Raw genomic sequence first — 17,762 nt, 5'->3', positions numbered from 1 at the left:
TAAATAAGAAACGGGCGAGGCATAAACATAACATGTTGTCATTTAATAAAGTTTCCGCCCATTACGGCAAAATTCAGGCATTGCATCAGGTTAGTCTGCACATCCAGCAAGGTGAAATTGTTACATTGATTGGCGCCAATGGTGCGGGTAAAACCACTCTGTTGGGCACATTGTGCGGTGAACCGCGAGCTACCGAGGGCCGCATTGTTTTCGGCGAGCAGGATATTACGGACTGGCAAACCGCGCGTATTATGCGTGAGGCGATTGCCATTGTGCCGGAGGGGCGACGGGTATTTTCCCGTATGACAGTTGAAGAGAACCTTGCAATGGGCGGGTTCTTTGCTGATCGTCAGCAATATCAGCAACGTATTGAGCGGGTTTACGACTTATTTCCGCGGCTGTTTGAACGCCGTATTCAGCGATCTGGCACCATGTCTGGTGGCGAACAACAAATGTTGGCGATTGGACGCGCGTTGATGAGCCAGCCTAAATTGTTATTGTTGGATGAGCCATCTTTGGGGTTGGCACCGATTATCATTTTACAAATATTCGATACTATTCAACAGCTACGGGAAGAGGGAATGACAATCTTCTTGGTTGAACAGAATGCTAATCAGGCGCTGAAATTGGCTGACCGAGGCTATGTGCTAGAGAATGGGCGTATCGTTCTGGAAGATACCGGTGCTGCCTTGTTGGCGAATGAAGCCGTGCGCTCTGCTTATTTAGGCGGCTAAGTACTTTTTCTTCACATTGCCTGCATCTTAAATAAGGCCCAGATCCGGGCCTTATTACTTATCTAATAAATTTTATGCTAAAGGAATAATAGTAAAATTAAGTGTATCGCTATAACTACCTTTATCGGTGGTATCAGTAGGGTAAAGTCGTATTTTTGGTGACCAACACATTTGTTCCTCCCCCGCGTGATTATCATCTTTCAACTGTATGAATTTTTTATTGAGTGGTAATGAAAAGTCTGTTTTGGCATCTTCATCACTTTTAAGTGCTACATTATAGTTGATAATGTTATTCCCTTTACTTTCTTTTAATTGAAAATATCGGTTGTTTGGTGCTAACCCATTTATATTACTGGCACTTATCATATAACGGGTGTTTTGTATTCCTATAGCCCGATAGCTGATACAAAAACGATTGCTGGCTGGATGTATCAGTGGGGCATGTAAACCACTGCCACCGGCAGTTTTATCGAGTAGATTATCTAAATCGATACTTTTTAATCGCCATGTTGCGGTAGCTAAACGAAATTTAGGATCAACTTTTAGAGTCGATGGTGCCATATTCGCTTGAGGGTCAAAAGATTCGCATTGGTTTCCTGACGGGCTAAAAGAAACTCCTCTGGATGAAAGTAAAGGATGTTTTTGGTCATTGGAAATAAGCACACCACCAACAGTTGCCCCTATTCTGATATTTTTCAGGGCATTTGCATTAACCGTAAATGATACATGGTAGTGAGTAACGTTAAAGGCACTTGAATTATTTTTAAACTTAATTACTTTAATATTATTGCTCGACCGATCATGGTAAATACCATTAAGAGAAATATCATGTAGGTCTTGTAGCTTAATATTTAAATTTGGTGAGCCATCAGCATTATAAAAATAGAGTGAAAGTAGGGCTTTACGTGAATGTAATGATGTATTTTTCAAGTTAGCATCAGAAATATTGATTAGCTCCTTCCACTTTATACGATGCCCACCCGCATTCAGACCAAACAAGCCATCAATCAGACGTGCTTGAAAAGAAACTTTCACACTGCCATCATCTAATAGTTTTGCTGAGCAGTTAGAGTAGTATTGTGTATAGTCATAAAAATAAGGATTAGCCATCGCGACGGGGTGTAATATTAACAATAATAGTCCCATCAATAGTTTTCTGCTTGTAGTATTCATTTCGTGTCTCTCCATGACAGTCAACGATGAGTATTAGCTGTTCGTTTCAAATATTAATGTCAGCTGCCCGTAATATTTCCCTGCAGTATCTGGTTCGTTGGGAGCCAATGCCGAAATTTGCAATATATAGTCAGTGCCAACCGAATGAGTTGTTCCCTTATCTATGATGAATACTTCGGGAATAGCTGATAGTGGCTGTAAAGTTGCGTGGTCACGCCCCCAGCGTATTTCTGCCGGAGAGAATGCCACTTCCTGCGCACCAGAATTATTCGCCTGACGTACCAGTATCAATGGGTTTTTAACTGAAACTCGGAACCCCTCTTGCCGCCGTAGCTTTACTGTTACAGGAACTTCAGATTGATAAATCTTATGATTTTCCAGGCTAGGATTAAGTTTAATATTGTCATACCAACCGCCCTGTGGTTTTTCTACTTCGATTCTGGGCTGTGCGGTAATGTCTAATTTGACGTTAATATCCCCTAGAGGTATTGGAATACCTTCTGAAGCTGCTTGCCAGGGCAGCAATAGTAATATGGCTGCTATCTTTATCATGTTCATAATGCTCCTTAATCTTTATCCAGCAGAGCACTGCAAGCTGAATAATTTATCCTCAATCATCCCTTGTATATTGCTGAAGGGCAGTTGCCGGAATTGTTCGGGATAGAGATTAAAATCGTCTACTTCTCCCAATGGGGTTTTCAACTGATGCCACTGTAGGCGGGTATTCCCTGTATTTTCTAACGCTAACTTTCCGCCAATACAGTGATGCACCCACTGCGGTCGCAGTGAGGCCGGCAAATGTCTGACCAACCCCATATAACTTAGCTGTACGCCGACAACTGCACCTTCACCACCAGTGACTTTCAGGGTGTTTTCAGGTGCGACGGATAATCGATAAACTTGCTCTTTATCGGGTGCTTGCAATGCTTTAATGATTATTCTCGCGCTCTGCTTTGGGCCGAGTGTCAATTTGGAGGGGGCAGCAAACAGTATCGGATGAGATTGCTCCCCGACAGGAGTTAATGACTCCTGCCCGGGGGATTCACCGGGATTATTTAACTGAGACAGTTGCACCCTGATGTACTGTGTGTTTATGCCCCGATTAATCACCTTGACCACTGCCTTGGATTGCTGCATCTCCAACACATGCGGCTGAATATCGATGGTAGCCAAGACACTCAGCGGCAATAAACTAGCTACAACTAACAGTAAAGGTTTCATTATCTACCTGCCCGTTAAGCTGTTTTACTGACAAAGTGATAGGCACACCTGGGTACAAATTTAGGCTATCCGCCAGCGTGGCATTATCACGCGATTTTAGTTGTGCGAACTTATTGTGGACATTACCTGTGGAGCTGAGCATCAGCCCGTCAGGCAAACATTCATGCTGCCAGCGGCGAGACTGCGTTGCCATTGGAGGGACATGATGAATAAGCACGCCATAGCCAATACTGATGGTCATTGGGGTGTGGATTTTGCTTTTATCTTCGCTTCCTCCAGAGACTTTGGTCGCGACTACCGGATCGATATACAAGCGATATAGCGTTTCCTGAGTGGGCGATTTTAATGGCAGTAACTTTATATCCCGCTTTTGTTTCGGCCCTAATGTAATCCGGCTGGGATTAAAAATTATCTCAGGTTGAGGAATATCACTGATCAGTGTCTTTTTTTCTGGAGTCACTCCTGGGTTATCCACCCGTTGTAACGAGATATCTAAATAAAGTGCTTTATCACCACTGTTATAAACTTGCACTGTACGATTTTGCTCCAAAGCCTCGACCGTCGTGCGTGTGGGAAGGGCCATTAACTGCCCATAAGTTGCAGCAATGGGGGCTAGCAGCAAGACAATGGCCGATAGTAACTTATTATATTTCATGGTCATTCCTGTTGATGTTGGTCGGGGTGACAGCGATAAATATGCTCATGTTGCTGACGCATATTGCAGCGATAACGGACAGCACCATTTTGAACCGTGATATTTTTCAACATGACGTCAGAATTAATGGCAAATAGCCCATTGGGGTGAATAGTATCGCCAGTCTCCTCAATTGTTCCTGTAATTGGTTGATTTTGTTTATCTTTAAGAAATCCACTGTAAAGTATGTCGAGAGTGATATCGGCTTTGCTGACAAAGACTTGCCCTGGATGTGCACGGATAATATTGACCGGCAACTGAATGTTCATATCCAGATCACTGCTATCGTTATGGGTGCGGACAAAGAAACGGTCTTGATAGCGTGGAATCGGTATCGCGTAGATCCCTCCACCGCTTATCGGGATGCCTTCAGCGTGGAAGTTATAAGGCGTACCTGATAACTCTGGCGTTTCTATCAGTAATGCCGAGCCGCTGTAACTACTGCGCCCTAATGCTGCCCCTTGTGGACTAATGGCTAGCATGCCTCTGTAGCTGATGCTGCCGTTGGCTATCTTGTTATCGATACCTGCTCGGGCAGAAATATCCCCGCGACTTCCACTGCGTTGAGCAAAAGTGCCGATGCCATTGATTTTGCCACTGGTGCTGCCATTAATACCCAAAGCGCTGGTGCCATAGCTATCCGTAAACTCTTTTTGATAACTGGCGCTGCTGTTTAACTTCTGCTGAGCATAAGCACTGTTGATGTTGGCGCGGCTCTGGCGGAAGGACAATGTGGTATTAAGAAATACCCCGTAGTTGTTTCGGCTGTGCCATTGCCCACCTTTTTGCAGACCAAGAGACAGGTTCAGGCCAAATTGTGGCCGCCGCCAGTCCCAACTGCTTTGAATACGATGCCGATGATGACTTTTATATTGGTTGAATTGATAACTAAGTTGAGTTGGCCCTAAACGGCGGCTATAAGAGGCTGATGTACTGCCCGAGTTTGGTGCATATATCGACACATCGGGTGTTTGATAACGGGCCGCAGTGAAATATCCTATTGCAGAATTTCCACCCTCTAAACGCAGATAGCCCCCACCGTGTTTTTCACCAGACATCATGCTAAAGGTGGGCGTGATATTAAAGCCAGAAAACCCTAATGGACGCGATATGTTCGCTTCTGCCGCCCAGTGGCGACTATTATCTTTAAGTAACGAGATATTGGTTTGAACATTTTGTATTTTCATACTGCGGCCAAATTGCGCCAGATGATGAGAATGGTGTTTGCTACGTGTCGTCCCCTGGCCCATGGTCAGGAACCAACCATCATTGGTTTGAGTACCTAAATTGCTGATGGCTTGACTTTCTTGGCTGACGACGCGGCCAGTGTTATCCACTAAGCGAATATCAACATTGTAATAGCCGCCAGGGAGTTGGCTGTAATCAATTTCATTACGGCCAATTTGTGCAGGAATACGACGGATAAGTTGGTTATCACGATAGATTTCATAATCGCCATCTGAGATTGCGTACAGTACCAGACTACCTGCCGAGGGCTTATCGAGGGCTAAATAGCTTTGGCTACCCATGGTCACAAACTGTTCTAGCGCTGGATTAATTAGGGTATGGATACTGCCCGCGCTGTTATCCAGGTTATTTTGCTTACCTGCTCGTAAGTAAAGGGTTTGAAAGTTCTTTTGCAGGTACCAACTGTCAATGCCCATTTGAGTCATCTGCTGGTATTGCGATTGATTTACGAACGGGTAATTTCTCTTCGAACGGGCAGTGTTATAGAACCATTGCACAAAACCATAAGATTGCAGCGGAAGCCCGAGGTAGCCATTCCCGCGGGCAGAGATAGCACGGTAGTTTTTCGCTGTCATGCGCAGGTCAAAAGATTGGTTATGCACCAATCCCCACGTAGTGGTTGGCATCAGGTAGCGGCTGTCATTATTGGTGATGGTGATAACCTGATTTATCTTATCCAGAATGACGTTATATCCAGATACAATATAGTCACAACCATTTTGGCATTGTAAATAGGGGATGTGGAGCAAAATTTGCTCTAATAATATGATTGACTGTTCATCAACATTGTTATCGCGATATTGCTGATGGTCGAAACTTAAAGATTGTTTCTCTTCTGAGAAAACTATTTTTTCTGGCAATATTTTCCCATCAAATATACCCAATAACTTCATCGTGCCATTCTCTTCAACAGCTGAAAACCCAGCAGGGACTAAATGCTCGATGGTTATATTTTTTGCATGTATTGAATTAAATATTGGGAGTAGTAAAGACAATAAAACGATCTGATTGATACTCATGTTTTTTTTCATTGGATTCCATTCCATTATTGGTCGTTTTTATAGAAACAGATCTCCTCAGACGAATATACTTTATGTGTTGATGGTTTCCATTAGACCATGATGATATATATTTAAGTCAAAGGATAAAGCAGTCAGATGGTTAAGCTCCTGACTGCATATATTTATTTAACTGATGTGTGATTAAATATCATCTTCGATAGTAAGTTGAAGCGTCCCTGTATACGTTTCGCCAGATAGGGCTTCTGCGGGTTTTTTTGCTCTTATTGTTAACGCATGGTTTATCTCATTATGAACACCTAATGCGAAACTTGCCCCTGCTCCATTGAGTTGTGTGCGGCCTAACTGCACGACAACATCATTAAATGTTTTTACCGGACCGTCAGCGTCGCCCTCTAGAACGAGTGGGTTTCTGAGCTTGATGTTGACTCTAGCTCCAGTATTACTCGTTATCTTAACATTCTCTGTGTATTCATACGTGCCATCATTGCTAACATGGTCATAGTCCATGGCGATATTATTAAATGGATCACCATTACCTTTTGTCATGCTGATTGAACCATTAATTTCTGCTGTAACCGGTATGTCTTTATCGAATGGTTGCGCATGAGCAATAGTACTGCTGGCCAATATTGCCACAGTCATAATAGATAATAGAGTTTTTTTCATCATAGATACCTGAGTGTCCTTTGTATTAAGCCCCATTCAATATATGAATGGGAGTTATTTCCTTGGTTGCTCTTGTGAGTTATATAACGGAACAATAACGAGGGTGTTAATATAGTCGTGTTAATATAGTGTCACTCACAAGGCGGACAAACATTAACATGTGAGATAGAGGATCATCAATAATGATACAACCAATTTAAGGAAATAAAATAAATATAAGTTGAACGATGAAATAAATACCTAATCGATATTTTTGTTTTTATTTCTTTCATCGGATAACGCCTAATAAAATTATTGTTGTTTTAGTTAAAAAATAATTTTATTAGTGAGTAGTCGCAAGGTTAATCGATAATTGGATTTTTATCCTTACTTTTTGTCATTTTTATGTCATCTGAGAGTTATATTTCTGTCATGAAACGGTGTCATGTTTGCTTTCGAACAAAAACTGATTTATTTCGCTCATTCACCACAGTTTATTGAGATGAGCCAGACGGATTTATTCAGGGGCTAGATATGTTTAATAACACTATTCGTAAAACATCGATTTGTATCGCGCTTACTTTGGCATTCAGTGCTAATGCGATGGCGGTAACTGAAATTCCTTTCTGGCATTCAATGGAGGGGGAGTTAGGGGTTGAAGTTAACTCATTAGCTGATCGCTTTAATCAGTCGCATACCGATTATAAAATTGTACCGGTCTATAAAGGTAACTACGAACAAAGTCTGGCGGCGGGTATTGCTGCTTTCCGCTCAGGGAAAGCCCCCGCAATCTTGCAGGTCTATGAAGTGGGCACCGCAACCATGATGGCGAGTAAGGCTATCAAACCGGTATTCCAGGTATTCAAAGACGCTGATATTAAGTTTGATGAATCCGTTTTCGTCCCAACGGTTGCGGGTTATTACACTGATGCCAAAACCGGGCACTTATTATCTCAGCCGTTTAACAGCTCTACACCCGTGCTGTATTACAACAAAGATGCATTTAAGAAAGCCGGTCTGAATCCAGATCAACCGCCTAAAACATGGCAAGAACTGGCCGAAGACACCGCTAAATTACGTGCCGCAGGAGCAACTTGTGGTTACGCCAGCGGTTGGCAGGGTTGGATTCAAATTGAAAACTTCAGCGCCTGGCATGGTCAGCCAATTGCCAGCCGTAATAATGGTTTTGATGGCACTGATGCCGTATTGGAATTCAACAAACCAGTGCAGGTTAAACATATCCAATTGCTGTCGGATATGAACAAAAAAGGTGATTTTACCTATTTTGGCCGCAAAGATGAATCGACCGCCAAGTTCTATAACGGCGACTGTGCCATTACCACCGCCTCTTCCGGTTCTCTCGCCGATATCCGCCATTACGCCAAATTTAACTACGGCGTGGGTATGATGCCTTACGATGCCGATGAGAAAAACGCACCACAAAACGCCATTATTGGTGGGGCCAGCTTGTGGGTAATGGAGGGTAAAGACAAAGATACCTACAAGGGCGTGGCTGAATTCCTGCAATTCCTGACCCAACCGGAAATTGCCGCCGAATGGCACCAGAAGACAGGCTACTTGCCTATCACCACCGCCGCTTATGAGCTGACGAAGCAGCAGGGTTTCTATGATAAGAATCCAGGTGCCGATGTTGCAACTCGCCAAATGCTGAACAAACCGCCATTGCCATACACCAAGGGCTTGCGTCTGGGCAATATGCCGCAGATTCGCACTGTGGTAGACGAAGAGCTGGAAGGCGTTTGGACGGGTAAGAAAACGCCGCAACAAGCATTAGATACCGCGGTGTCCCGAGGTGATGTGTTGTTGCGCCGCTTCGAGCAAACCAACAAATAAGGTTATTTGACTACTTTACTTGTCAGTTTGGGGTTGGGCAGTGCTCGGTCTCCTCACGTACGATGTGTACGCTCCGGGGCTTGTGCGCTGGCTGCTCCCAAACTGACTGCGCCAGTAACGCCAAATAGTTTGTACTGTATTGAGTCAGGACATGGCGTTTTCGATTGGCGCTCTGGTGCTAATCAATCCACGTCAGATAAACGGTTAATTCTATGTCATCTTCCCGTCCCGGTTTTTCCTGTAGTTGGTTACCTTACCTGTTGGTATTACCGCAACTGGCCATCACCGCTGTTTTCTTTTTGTGGCCAGCGGGCGAAGCGCTGTGGTATTCGGTGCAAATGCTGGACCCATTCGGCCTCTCCAGCCAGTTTGTCGGGCTGAGTAACTTTATTGCGTTGTTTCACGATGAATACTATTTGGCTTCGTTTTATACCACGCTAATTTTCAGCTCGCTGGTGGCGGGCATCGGTCTGGTGGTGTCGCTATTCTTGGCGGCGATGGTGGATTACGTTTTACGTGGCAGCCGCATCTATCAAACTTTAATGATTTTACCTTATGCCGTCGCCCCCGCCGTGGCTGCGGTGTTGTGGATATTTCTATTCAATCCGGGGCTGGGGTTGATAACCCATTTTCTTGCCACGCTGGGCTACAACTGGAATCACGCACAAAATAGTGGTCAGGCGATGTTTCTGGTGGTGTTGGCTTCGGTATGGAAACAAATCAGTTATAACTTCTTATTTTTCCTTGCCGCACTGCAATCGATCCCGCGCTCATTAGTTGAGGCTGCGGCTATTGATGGGGCGGGGCCCGTTCGCCGCTTCTTCAATCTGGTGTTGCCGCTGATTTCGCCGGTGAGTTTCTTCTTGCTGGTGGTGAATTTGGTTTATGCCTTCTTCGATACTTTCCCGGTTATTGATGCCGCGACAGGCGGCGGCCCGGTACAGGCGACCACCACCCTGATTTATAAAATTTACCGCGAAGGCTTTGCCGGGTTGGATTTATCCAGTTCAGCGGCTCAGTCAGTTGTTTTGATGTTGCTGGTGATTGGCCTGACGGTTATCCAGTTCCGCTTTGTTGAGCGTAAGGTGCGTTACCAATGATTGAGAATCGCCGTGGGCTGGATATCTTTTGCCATGTCATGCTGATTATTGGCGTGCTATTGATCTTGTTCCCGCTGTATGTGGCTTTTGTCGCAGCGTCTCTGGATGACACTCAGGTGTTTCAGGTGCCCATGACCCTGATTCCGGGGCCACATTTATGGCAAAACATCAGCCATATTTGGCATACCGGAGTGGGCAATAACAGTGCCCCCTTTGGGCTGATGCTGTTTAACAGCTTTGTGATGGCGTTTGCGATTACCATCGGCAAAATTACGGTATCAATGTTGTCTGCTTATGCCATCGTTTACTTCCGTTTCCCGCTGCGCAATCTGTTTTTCTGGTTGATTTTCCTGACCCTGATGCTGCCGGTGGAAGTGCGAATTTTCCCGACGATTCAAGTCATTGCCAACCTGGACATGCTGGACAGCTACACCGGCCTGACTCTGCCGCTGATGGCGTCCGCTACCGCAACCTTCTTGTTCCGCCAGTTCTTTATGACCTTGCCGGATGAGTTATTGGAAGCCGCGCGCATTGATGGCGCGGGTGCCATGCGCTTTTTCTGGGACATTGTCTTGCCGCTGTCCAAAACCAATTTGGCGGCCCTGTTTGTTATCACTTTTATCTATGGTTGGAACCAATATCTCTGGCCAATCCTGATTACCAGCGATGCTTCTATGGGCACGGCGGTCGCGGGAATAAGAAGCATGATTTCCAGCTCGGGCGCTCCAACCCAGTGGAATCAGGTGATGGCAGCAATGATTTTGACTTTAATTCCACCGGTCGCGGTGGTCCTTCTGATGCAGCGCTGGTTTGTTCGCGGCCTGGTAGACAGTGAGAAGTAACCTGATATGGCATGTTTAAAGCTTCAAGCAGTAACCAAATCTTATGACGGCGTGACGCCAGTGATAAAGCAGATTGATTTAGATGTCGCGGATGGCGAGTTTATCGTGATGGTCGGCCCATCCGGTTGTGGCAAATCGACCTTGCTGCGCATGGTCGCGGGGCTTGAGCGCACCACCAGCGGCGATATTTATATTGATAATCAGCGGGTAACCAATCTGGAACCCAAAGATCGTGGCATCGCCATGGTGTTTCAGAACTATGCGCTCTATCCCCATATGAGTGTGTTTGACAATATGGCTTATGGCCTGAAAATCCGGGGCTTTGGCAAAGAGCAGATCCGCCAGCGCGTCGATGAGGCGGCCCGAATTCTGGAGCTAGGCCCGCTACTGAAACGCAAACCACGCGAGTTATCCGGCGGTCAGCGCCAACGGGTCGCGATGGGCCGCGCGATTGTGCGCGAACCGGCGGTATTTCTATTCGATGAGCCATTGTCTAATCTGGATGCTAAGCTCCGGGTACAGATGCGCCTTGAGCTACAACAGCTACATCGCCGGTTAAGAACCACCAGTTTGTATGTGACTCATGATCAGGTTGAGGCTATGACGTTGGCCCAAAGGGTGATTGTGATGAACAAAGGCGTGGCGGAGCAAATTGGCACGCCAAGTGAAGTCTATCAACGGCCCGCAACCCTGTTTGTCGCCAGTTTTATCGGCTCACCGGCGATGAACCTGCTAGCCGGAACGGTCAGTTCGGACGGGCACGCCTTTATTTTAGCCGATGGCATGACTCTGCCGCTGGAAGTGCCGCGACCACAATGGGCTGATCGGCGCTTGACCCTAGGTATTCGTCCGGAGCATATTCAGCAAACGGCATCTCAGCAAAAAACGTCAGCGCAGAGTGTGCCGATGTCCTTATTAACACTCGAATTATTGGGTGCGGATAATTTAGCGCATGGGCAATGGGGCGGACAGAGTGTTATTGCTCGTTTATCCCATGAAGAAATGCCCGCGGCGGGCAGTGTATTGCACTTGTATCTGCCGCCTGCGGCGCTGCACTTTTTTGATTCAGAAAGCGGACTACGGATGGAATCATGAGTAAAAACTGGCCTTATCCTACCTTTGTTGCCCATCGCGGTGGCGGTTCATTAGCACCCGAAAATACATTGGCAGCCATTGATGTGGGCGCGCATTACGGCCACAAAATGATTGAGTTTGATGCTAAATTATCGCAAGACGGCCAGATATTTCTACTGCATGACGACACACTGGATCGCACCAGCAATGGCTGGGGTGTAGCCGGAGATTTACCCTGGGAAAAACTGATTCAGTTGGATGCCGGTGACTGGTACAGCCCGGCATTTCAGGGGGAGCGCTTGCCTCTGCTTTCTGAGGTGGCTGCTCGCTGTGCTCAGTATGGCATGGCAGCTAATATTGAAATCAAACCGACCCGCGGTGTTGAAACTCCTACCGGTCGGGCCATTGCTTTGGCGGCGCGCCTTTTGTGGCAAGGTCAGGCGATTCCGCCCTTGTTATCGTCATTTTCGGTTGATGCATTAGCCGCAGCACAGCAAGCCGCACCTGAGCTACCGCGCGGTTTATTGCTGGATAAATGGGATGATAATTGGCAAGCATTGACCCGCGAGCTGGATTGCGTTTCTTTGCATATCAATTATAAACAACTGACAGCCGAGCGAGTGGCGTTACTCAAAGCCGCAGGGCTGCGTATTTTGGTCTATACCGTCAACCAACCGGCGCGGGCGCAGGAATTGTTAAATTGGGGCGTTGACTGCATCTGTACTGACCGTATAGATTTGATATGCCCTCAAACTTGAAGCTATAGGGGCGCTAGCTTGCTGCCTACCTCTAACTCCAATGACTTTGATATAAACAGAACAGGAAACAGAGCGGGTCAGTCATTCTTACATTTACGGGCTGACTTGGCCCGGCTTGACAGGAAGTGAACCATGCCCGCCTTTGTTATTTCGCTCTGGCACCAAATTGTCTTGTCTTCACCGCTGTTTGTTTTACTTGCTCTGGGCTACTGTTTGGTGCGATTTGGTCAGTGGCCATCCACGATTACTGATGGTTTGACCCGCTTTGTGTTCTCCCTCGCGTTACCTGCCATGCTGTTTCGTATGATGTGTGACTTCTCCGAGCGCCCTGCGGTTGATGCTCGCCTGCTGATTGCCTTTTTTGGCAGTTGTCTGGTGGTATTTATTATCGGGCGCATTGTTGCCAGCCGAGTCTTTCATCTGGATGGCGTGTCCGGCTCAGTGTTTGCCCTCGGCGGGATTTTTTCCAATAACGTGATGTTGGGGCTGCCCATCGCCACCATCATGCTGGGGGAAAAGTCTATCCCGGCAGTGGCGCTAGTTTTAGTGTTTAACGGCCTGATTTTGTGGACATTAGTGACCATTTCGGTGGAATGGGCGCGCAATGGTTCACCGACGCTAGCCGGTTTTGTCAAAACGGCCCGCAGTGTACTAACCAACCCCCTGATTATCGGCATTATTTCCGGCACATTATTCAGCTTGACCGGTTTGCAATTACCGCAGTTTATTGACCAACCGGTCACTATGCTGGGGCAGCTGGCGCCGCCGTTGTCATTGATTGTTCTGGGAATGGGGCTGGCGGAATACCGCGTGAGTGAAGGTTGGCAAATCAGCAGTGCCATCTGTTTCCTCAAACTGATTGTGCAGCCGATGGTGATATGGGCGCTGGCGTGGGCGATGAATTTACCGGTGCTGGAAACGCAGGTGGTGGTATTGCTCGGGTCAATGGCAACTGGCGTAAATGTCTATCTGATGTCACGCCAATTTAATGTGCTGACCGGCCCTGCCGCCGCCAGTTTAGTGATGTCGACGATTTTGGCGGCAGTCACCACGCCATTGATTCTGACTATTATTGGCGTCGGAATGTCTTAATCGTAGAAGATGAGTTTTCACCAATGAATCATGCTCCTACCGTGGGTATGATTCGTTTGGTTTATTATTAATCAGATGTAAACCTACTCCGCGCAAAAATTCTTTCTTGCTTCCGCTACAATGGCGCATTGTCATCTTATTGAGCCAATTTATTGTGTTTTTACTGATTATCACCACCATCTTATGGGCTTTCTCTTTTAGTCTGATTGGCGAATATTTAGCAGGGCAGGTGGATAGCTGGTTCTCTGTGCTGATGCGCGTCGGGCTAGCGGCACTGGTCTTTTTGCCTTTCCTGCGCTGGCGCAATATCAACTGGCGGGTGATTTTACTGTATATGACGGTGGGCGCAATTCAGTTAGGAATCATGTACTTGTTCAGCTTCCGCGCCTATCTCTACCTCAGCGTGCCGGAGTTTTTGCTCTTCACCGTGATGACCCCACTGTATGTTACATTGATCTATGATTTGTTGCGGCGTCAGCGCCTACGGTGGAGCTATGCCCTGAGTGCTTTGCTGGCAGTGGTCGGGGCGGCAATCATTCGTTATGACCATCTAAGCGAACATTTTTGGTGGGGATTGATATTGGTTCAGGCGGCCAATATCTGTTTTGCCATCGGGCAAGTGGGCTACAAAAGGCTGATGGAAGTTCATCCGATCCCGCAGCATGTGGCCTTTTCATGGTTCTATGTTGGCGCTTTGGTCGTCGCTATCATTGCCTGGTTTGCTTTCGGCAATCCGCAAAAACTGCCGACCACATCATTGCAGTGGGGCGTGCTGGTGTGGCTCGGTGTCGGCGCCTCTGCTTTGGGCTATTTCATGTGGAACTATGGTGCAACACAAGTTGATGCTGGCACCTTGGGTATCATGAATAATGTGCATGTTCCGGCTGGGTTACTGGTGAATCTGGCCATTTGGCAAGAGAAACCCCATTGGCCCAGCTTTATCATTGGGGCCATTGTGATAATGGCTTCGTTATGGGTACACCGGCGTTGGGTCGCTCCGCATTCTTTACAAACGGCAGACTCTCGCAAGCGTGTTGGCGGGCCGAACGAATAAAAGCTTCAGTGACCGGTTGGCGCTGCTCTCCATCACGGACGGCGGCGTATAACCGGCTCCACAAACCATTCCCCAGTGTTTTCGTCACCACCAATCCCTGACGTTCAAAGCTCTCTACCACCCAATGTGGTAAGGCGGCGATCCCCATTCGGGCCGAAACCATTTGAATCAGCAGCAAGGTGTTATCGACATTTTTCAGTGAGGGGTTAACCCCCGCCGGTTGCAGGAAATGCCGCCAGATATCTAACCGTTGGCGCTGTACCGGGTAAATCATTAACACTTCTTGTGCCAAATCTTCCGGCTCGATGCGGGTTTTATTGGCCAATGGGTGGTCGGGAGCCAGTACCAAGCGCACCTCAAAATCAAACATCGGCGAATAGTGCAGGCCACTGCGCGGCAAAATATCAGAGGTCAGCACCAAATCCAGCTCCCCTTGCTGCAAGGCAGGCTGTGGATCGAATGTCACGCCTGATTTGAAATCCATAGATATTTGCGGCCAGTTTTTGTGGAAGCTATCCAGCGCCGGTGTGAGCCACTGAATACAACTGTGGCATTCGATGGCGATACGCAGCGCAGTTTGGTGTGGTTCGTTGCAGGTTTGCAGTGCTTGCTTGATTTGCGGCAACACTTGTTCTGCCAGCTGCAACAGGATTTCACCTTGTGCCGTGAAACGTAACGGCTGACTTTTACGCACAAACAGACGAAAACCCAAGCGCTGTTCCAGATCACTGAATTGGTGGGACAAGGCCGATTGAGTCTGATGAAGCTGTGTCGCCGCTGCCGCCAGTGAGCCGGTATTACGCAAAGCTTGTAGGGTGCGTAAGTGTTTCAGTTCGATCATGAGAGTCCTTCACAGTGATAGTGAACAAATTGCGCTTGTGATTAATACAGTACCTGCTGATTATGGATGTGTAAACATCTGGATGGCTAAATGGGAAATAAGACGATGACAATTTTAAATCACACACTGGGTTTTCCGCGTGTAGGTCTGAAACGTGAACTGAAAAAAGCACAAGAAAGTTACTGGGCAGGCAACTCCACGCAAGAAGAATTGCTCAATGTGGGTCGTGAATTGCGCGCCCGCCATTGGCAACAGCAACAACAAGCTGGCGTTGATTTAGTGCCAGTCGGTGATTTTGCCTGGTATGACCATGTCCTGACCACCAGTTTGCTGCTGGGTAACGTCCCAGAGCGTCATCAGAATGCTGATGGTTCGATTGATTTAGATACCTTATTCCGTATTGGCCGTGGCCGCGCACCCACCGGTACACCAGCCGCAGCGGCAGAAATGACCAAATGGTTTAATACCAACTATCACTACATGGTGCCCGAGTTCCAACAGGGCCAGCAGTTCAAACTGAGCTGGACTCAACTGTTGGATGAAGTGGACGAAGCGCTAGCATTAGGCCATAAAATCAAGCCGGTACTGCTTGGCCCGGTAACTTATCTGTGGCTGGGTAAAGTGAAAGGTGAGCAGTTTGACCGCCTCTCATTGCTGAAAGATATCCTGCCGGTTTACCAGCAAGTGTTGGCTGAATTGGCAAAACGCGGCATCGAGTGGGTGCAAATTGACGAACCGGCATTGGTGCTGGAATTGCCACAAGAGTGGCTGGATGCTTACCAACCGGCTTATCAAGCGCTACAAGGCCAGGTTAAATTGCTGCTGACCACCTATTTCGATAGCATCGGCCATAACCTGGACACCATCCGCGCTCTGCCAGTGCAAGGTCTGCATGTTGATGTGGTTGCCGGTCAGGATGATATTACTGACCTGAATGCAAAATTGCCAAAAGAGTGGTTGTTATCACTGGGCGTAATTAATGGTCGTAATGTATGGCGTGCGGATCTGAGTCACTGGTTCGAGCGTTTGCAACCACTGGTCAATAGCCGTCCGCTGTGGCTGGGTAGTTCTTGCTCCTTATTGCACAGCCCAATTGATTTAAGTGAAGAAACTCGCCTTGATGCCGAAGTAAAAAGCTGGTTTGCTTTTGCCCTGCAAAAATGTGCCGAACTGGCGCTGCTCACACAAGCACTGAATGCACCGACTGAAGCCAAACTGGCTGAGTTGGCAGCTTACAGCGCACCAATCCGCGCCCGCCGTGCTTCCAGCCGTGTGCATAACGCGCAAGTAGAACAACGTTTGGCGGCCATCACTGCGCAAGATATTGAACGTCAACTGCCTTATGAAGCACGTGCGGCTGCTCAGCGTAAGCGCTTTAATCTGCCCGCCTGGCCGACCACCACCATTGGCTCATTCCCGCAAACCACCGAGATCCGTGGCTTGCGTTTGGACTTCAAACAAGGCCGCCTGGACGGCAAAAACTACCGCACCGGTATTAGCGAGCATATCAAGCAAGCTATTGCAGAGCAGGAACGTTTGGGTCTGGACGTGCTAGTGCATGGTGAAGCTGAACGTAATGACATGGTGGAATATTTCGGCGAGCATCTGGACGGTTTTGTCTTTACGCAAAATGGTTGGGTGCAGAGCTACGGTTCACGTTGCGTTAAGCCGCCAGTCATTATTGGTGATATTAGCCGCCCTGAAGCCATTACTGTTGAATGGGCTAAATATGCTCAATCTTTGACAGACAAACCGGTAAAAGGGATGTTAACTGGGCCGGTGACCATTCTGTGCTGGTCATTCCCGCGCGAAGATGTCAGCCGTGAAACCATTGCTAAACAAATTGCGTTAGCATTGCGCGATGAAGTAGAGGACTTGGAAAAAGCCGGTATCGGCATCATCCAAATTGATGAGCCTGCACTGCGCGAAGGCCTGCCGCTGCGCCGTGCGGACTGGCAAGCTTATCTACAGTGGGCAGTTGATGCCTTTAAATTGAATGCTGCGGTTGCACAAAATGATACCCAAATTCACACCCATATGTGTTATTGCGAGTTCAATGACATCATGGATTCCATTGCTGCGCTGGATGCGGATGTGATTACCATCGAAACTTCCCGCTCAGATATGGAACTGCTGGAGTCATTTGAAGATTTCGCTTATCCCAATGAAATTGGGCCCGGCGTTTATGATATTCACTCACCGAATGTGCCAAGTGTGGAATGGATTGAAGCTTTATTACGCAAAGCCGCCCAGCGTATCCCAGCGGAACGTCTGTGGGTTAACCCGGACTGTGGTTTGAAAACCCGGGGTTGGCCGGAAACTCGCCAGGCACTGGCGAACATGGTTCTGGCGGCGCAACGTCTGCGCGAAGAACAGGCCTGATTATTTATCTCAATAACAGGGCGTGCAA

16 protein-coding genes are annotated in these 17,762 nt (G+C 47.4%); 9 read left to right on the top strand and 7 right to left on the bottom strand.

Annotated features, from left to right (window positions below; genetic code table 11):
• Positions 1–32 precede the first annotated feature (32 nt).
• Positions 33–734, top strand: a complete 702-nt coding sequence (gene livF / locus OP863_RS18555) for a high-affinity branched-chain amino acid ABC transporter ATP-binding protein LivF (RefSeq protein ID WP_038638294.1) — start codon at positions 33–35, stop codon at positions 732–734.
• A 72-nt stretch (positions 735–806) separates the two neighbouring features.
• On the opposite strand, the gene OP863_RS18550 is transcribed toward livF, so the two are convergent.
• From OP863_RS18550 to OP863_RS18525, 6 genes are all read right to left on the bottom strand, one after another.
• The gene (locus tag OP863_RS18550) at positions 807–1,907 is read right to left on the bottom strand and encodes a hypothetical protein (protein WP_265525697.1); all 1,101 of its coding nucleotides are present in this window, start codon (positions 1,905–1,907) and stop codon (positions 807–809) included.
• A 33-nt stretch (positions 1,908–1,940) separates the two neighbouring features.
• Positions 1,941–2,465, bottom strand: coding sequence for a hypothetical protein (locus OP863_RS18545; RefSeq protein ID WP_038638300.1), 525 nt, complete (start codon positions 2,463–2,465; stop codon positions 1,941–1,943).
• 15 nt (positions 2,466–2,480) lie between these two features.
• Positions 2,481–3,128 (bottom strand): hypothetical protein, encoded by a 648-nt coding sequence (locus OP863_RS18540; protein ID WP_145591076.1) that lies wholly within the window; start codon positions 3,126–3,128, stop codon positions 2,481–2,483.
• Positions 3,100–3,783, bottom strand: coding sequence for a pilus assembly protein (locus OP863_RS18535; protein WP_145589522.1), 684 nt, complete (start codon positions 3,781–3,783; stop codon positions 3,100–3,102). Before OP863_RS18535 ends, OP863_RS18540 begins: the two co-directional genes overlap by 29 nt.
• A gap of 2 nt (positions 3,784–3,785) precedes the next feature.
• Positions 3,786–6,116 carry a TcfC E-set like domain-containing protein gene (locus OP863_RS18530; protein ID WP_416222817.1) on the bottom strand — a complete coding sequence of 777 codons (2,331 nt, stop codon included), beginning with the start codon at positions 6,114–6,116 and terminating at the stop codon, positions 3,786–3,788.
• A gap of 156 nt (positions 6,117–6,272) precedes the next feature.
• Entirely contained in the window at positions 6,273–6,761 is a 489-nt protein-coding gene (locus OP863_RS18525) for a CS1 type fimbrial major subunit (RefSeq protein WP_265525695.1), read from the bottom strand.
• A gap of 510 nt (positions 6,762–7,271) precedes the next feature.
• Here OP863_RS18525 and ugpB point away from each other — a divergent pair.
• The 7 genes from ugpB (at position 7,272) to OP863_RS18490 (ending at position 14,511) form a co-directional block, all read left to right on the top strand.
• On the top strand, positions 7,272–8,591 hold the full coding sequence (gene ugpB, locus OP863_RS18520) for a sn-glycerol-3-phosphate ABC transporter substrate-binding protein UgpB (RefSeq protein ID WP_038638308.1): 1,320 nt from the start codon (positions 7,272–7,274) through the stop codon (positions 8,589–8,591).
• A 212-nt stretch (positions 8,592–8,803) separates the two neighbouring features.
• Positions 8,804–9,691, top strand: a complete 888-nt coding sequence (ugpA, locus tag OP863_RS18515; protein ID WP_145589524.1) for a sn-glycerol-3-phosphate ABC transporter permease UgpA — start codon at positions 8,804–8,806, stop codon at positions 9,689–9,691.
• Positions 9,688–10,533, top strand: coding sequence for a sn-glycerol-3-phosphate ABC transporter permease UgpE (gene ugpE / locus OP863_RS18510; protein WP_265525694.1), 846 nt, complete (start codon positions 9,688–9,690; stop codon positions 10,531–10,533). Before ugpA ends, ugpE begins: the two co-directional genes overlap by 4 nt.
• Positions 10,534–10,539: 6 nt before the next feature.
• On the top strand, positions 10,540–11,628 hold the full coding sequence (locus tag OP863_RS18505) for a sn-glycerol-3-phosphate import ATP-binding protein UgpC (RefSeq protein WP_265525693.1): 1,089 nt from the start codon (positions 10,540–10,542) through the stop codon (positions 11,626–11,628).
• Positions 11,625–12,365, top strand: a complete 741-nt coding sequence (gene ugpQ, locus OP863_RS18500) for a glycerophosphodiester phosphodiesterase (RefSeq protein ID WP_145589526.1) — start codon at positions 11,625–11,627, stop codon at positions 12,363–12,365. The genes OP863_RS18505 and ugpQ overlap by 4 nt, the downstream gene beginning before the upstream one ends.
• Positions 12,366–12,497: 132 nt before the next feature.
• Positions 12,498–13,457, top strand: coding sequence for an AEC family transporter (locus tag OP863_RS18495; RefSeq protein ID WP_265525692.1), 960 nt, complete (start codon positions 12,498–12,500; stop codon positions 13,455–13,457).
• Positions 13,458–13,611: 154 nt separating this feature from the next.
• Positions 13,612–14,511, top strand: a complete 900-nt coding sequence (locus OP863_RS18490) for a carboxylate/amino acid/amine transporter (RefSeq protein ID WP_038638324.1) — start codon at positions 13,612–13,614, stop codon at positions 14,509–14,511.
• On the opposite strand, the gene metR is transcribed toward OP863_RS18490, so the two are convergent.
• Positions 14,399–15,352, bottom strand: coding sequence for an HTH-type transcriptional regulator MetR (metR, locus tag OP863_RS18485; RefSeq protein WP_038638328.1), 954 nt, complete (start codon positions 15,350–15,352; stop codon positions 14,399–14,401). The genes OP863_RS18490 and metR overlap by 113 nt on opposite strands.
• Before the next feature lie 105 nt (positions 15,353–15,457).
• Between metR and metE the strand changes: the two genes are divergently transcribed.
• Positions 15,458–17,734 (top strand): 5-methyltetrahydropteroyltriglutamate--homocysteine S-methyltransferase, encoded by a 2,277-nt coding sequence (metE, locus tag OP863_RS18480; protein WP_145591079.1) that lies wholly within the window; start codon positions 15,458–15,460, stop codon positions 17,732–17,734.
• Positions 17,735–17,762: the final 28 nt, after the last annotated feature.

Source organism: Yersinia sp. SCPM-O-B-9106 (C-191) (assembly GCF_026183365.1).
GTDB classification, from domain to species: Bacteria; Pseudomonadota; Gammaproteobacteria; order Enterobacterales; family Enterobacteriaceae; genus Yersinia; species Yersinia rochesterensis.
The sequence above is the reverse complement of the archived record's forward strand: the minus strand, read 5'-3'. Positions and strand labels throughout refer to the sequence as shown.